Origin of the sequence: Staphylococcus pasteuri (genome assembly GCF_030547725.1) — a bacterium.
GTDB lineage: Bacteria > Bacillota > Bacilli > Staphylococcales > Staphylococcaceae > Staphylococcus > Staphylococcus pasteuri.
Genome location: NZ_JAUOQO010000908.1, coordinates 1 through 238 on the forward strand (window position 1 = coordinate 1; position 238 = coordinate 238).

Genomic DNA, 238 nt, shown 5'->3' on the forward strand with positions numbered 1-238 from the left:
GTAGATAACAGCGCTGGTGATGCAATGACCACAGTAGATAGCGCAGCAGCTACCGTGCAATCCTTGGCAAACGAGATAGGGCAAGCGAGTGAAGTTATCGCCAAACTAGAAGGCGATGTACAAAATATCTCATCAGCACTAAGTGTGATTCAAGGCATTGCCGAGCAAACCAACTTACTCGCACTAAACGCGGCCATTGAGGCTGCACGTGCGGGCGAACAAGGTCGCGGTTTTGCCG

The 238-nt window shown here is 51.3% G+C and carries 1 protein-coding gene; it reads left to right on the plus strand.

Annotated elements, in window-relative coordinates; all coding sequences use genetic code 11:
* Positions 1-24: 24 nt before the first annotated feature.
* A partial coding sequence (locus tag Q4528_RS15880; protein WP_439848955.1) for a methyl-accepting chemotaxis protein occupies positions 25-238 on the plus strand: 214 nt, incomplete at its 3' end.